Below are 2,414 nucleotides of genomic sequence, written 5' to 3'. Positions count from 1 at the left end.
TTGTTGGCCTCAGGACAATCCTGGTTGGCAAAGGGGCAGGAGCAAAGGCTGTGCCAGAATATAACCAGCTGATATTTATAGAGTTTAAAAAATATAGTGTTCATTTAAATGACATGTCTATGCTGACATGTCGAAAACATGAACATGGAGCCCGCTTATGAGCGCTGCGATCAGTGCGCAAGACCTCGACTACCTGACGGCGCTGGGCCCCGCGGCGCTGAACGATGGCCCGGTCGCCGCGTTGGAAGAGGCGTGGCAGGCCTGCCTGCGCGGCCAGGTGCAACGCCCGCGCGAGGTGCGTCAATTGATCTGGGACTCCTGGCGGCGCAGCCTCCAGGCCGGTATCGATCCGGCCGACAACGCGTACCGCTTCGTCGCCGCCGACCGCCTGACGGCCACGCTGGCCAGCCATCGCGTGCTGATCGACGCCGCCGCGCAAGTCATGCAGGGCTTGCTGGCGTACAACCCGCGCGGGCATATCAACCTCACCGATGCCGAGGGCACCACCTTGCATTTCTGCGGGCTGGATATCACTCCCGTGGGCAGTCGACTGCTCGAATCGGTGCAGGGCACCAACTGTACCGGCCTGGCGCTGGCTGAAGATCATCTGGTGTATGTGCTGGCCGAAGAAAACTTCGCGGTCGGCCTGCGTCAACGCCGCATGCACTGCGCCGCCGCGCCGATCAAGAACGCCCAGGGCCAGACCCTGGCCGTGCTGACGCTCACCGCCGAACCCGGCTGGTTTCACTTTCATACCCTGGGCACCGTGCAGGCGGCCGCTGAAGCCGTGTCGCGGCAAATGGCGCTGCAGGCGTTGCTGGAGGAACAGCAAACCGTGCTCGAAGTGCTCAACGAAGGCCTCGTGGTGGTGGATGAACGCGGCTGCATCAAGGCGCTCAACCGCTATGCCCGCCAGCTGTTCGGGGTGGGGCTGGAGCTGATTGGCAGTCCCTTCCAGCGCCTGGGCCGCAGTGAATTGAGCGAGGTGCTGGGAGAGGCTGTGCGCGACCTGGATTGCACATTCCACCTGCATGACCGCAGCCAACTCGCCTGCCTGGTCTCGGTGTGCCCACTGGAGCAGGGCGGGGTGATCGTGTCGCTGCGCGAAAACCGGCGCATCCGTGAAATCACCCGGCGCATTGTCGGCACCCAGGCGCGGTATACCTTCGACACCCTCCAGGGCAGCTCGCGGGCGATCCAGGACGCGCTGCGCCTGGGGCGCATCGCCAGCCGCAGTGATTCCACCACGCTGATTCTCGGGGAAAGCGGCACCGGCAAGGAGTTGTTCGCCCAGGCTATCCATAACGCCAGCGAGCGTTGCCAAGGCCCCTTCGTGGCGGTCAACTGCGGTGCGATACCACGGGACCTGGTGCAGAGTGAACTGTTCGGGCATGTCGAGGGCGCGTTCACCGGCTCGGCCCGTGGCGGCTCGGCGGGCAAGTTCGAGCTGGCCGATGGCGGCACCATCTTCCTGGATGAGATTGGCGACATGTCCTTCGACGCACAGGTCAGCCTGTTGCGGGTGTTGCAGGAAGGTGAAGTCGCGCGGGTCGGCGCAAAAAGCGCACGCCAGGTGGATGTGCGCATCATCGCCGCCACCCACCGCAATCTCAGCCAGGCAGTGGCCGACGGCGCGTTTCGTGAAGATCTTTATTACCGCCTGAATGTGCTGAACCTGACGGTGCCGCCGCTGCGGATGCGCCGCGAAGACATCCCGCTGCTGGCGCGGCACTTCCTCAAGCGCTGCGCGCGCTCGTTGCGTAAAACGGTGCAGGGCTTCGCGCCGGACGCGCTGGCCTTGCTTTGCGCCCATGCCTGGCCGGGTAACGTGCGCGAACTGGAAAACGCCATCGAACGGGCAACCAACCTGGCCATGGGCGAGTTGATCCAGCCGGGCGACTTGCCGTTGGACAGCAAGCCCCGTGCCCTGGCCCAGGGCTATGCGCCGCAACCCACCCAGGACCTGAGCAGCCACGAAATGCATGCCATCGTCGCCGCGCTGAAAAGCACCGGTGGCAATATCCGCCTGGCCGCCCGGCAGTTGAACGTGTCCCGGGGCGGGCTGTACAACAAGATGACTCGGTTCGGGTTGAATGCCGGGGATTTTCGCAGGCCGGTGGGCGGTTACTAATGTGGGAGGGGGCTTGCCCCCGATGGCGATGTGTCAGTCACTGATGTACTCACTGACTCTCCCTCATCGGGGGCAAGCCCCCTCCCACATTTGGATCGCGGATCGGCAAAAGATACCGGTCGGCTCTAAGGCCGCCGCGCTTTTGCTTTTGATCTCAGGCGCCCCGTTAAACCACGCTGGCCGAACGCGGGCTTGAATCCGTGGGTAACCCGGCAGGACGCCGGGTTAGCCGCACTGGGCCATGGATGGCCCATTGCGGCGGCCCACGGATTCAAGCCTGCGT

At 64.0% G+C, this 2,414-nt stretch carries 1 protein-coding gene; it reads left to right on the top strand.

Annotated features, from left to right (window positions below; translation table 11 throughout):
• Nucleotides 1–157 precede the first annotated feature (157 nt).
• Nucleotides 158–2,131, top strand: a complete 1,974-nt coding sequence (locus BFP96_RS23315) for a sigma-54 interaction domain-containing protein (protein ID WP_065937099.1) — start codon at nt 158–160, stop codon at nt 2,129–2,131.
• Nucleotides 2,132–2,414: the final 283 nt, after the last annotated feature.

This window comes from Pseudomonas sp. 34 E 7 (assembly GCF_900005715.1).
GTDB lineage: Bacteria > Pseudomonadota > Gammaproteobacteria > Pseudomonadales > Pseudomonadaceae > Aquipseudomonas > Aquipseudomonas orientalis_A.
The sequence above is the reverse complement of the archived record's forward strand: the minus strand, read 5'-3'. Positions and strand labels throughout refer to the sequence as shown.

Coding starts and splice junctions, on each gene's coding strand:
- BFP96_RS23315 (WP_065937099.1), top strand. CDS start 158: ATGAGCGCTGCGATCAGTGCGCAAGACCTCGACTACCTGACGGCGCTG.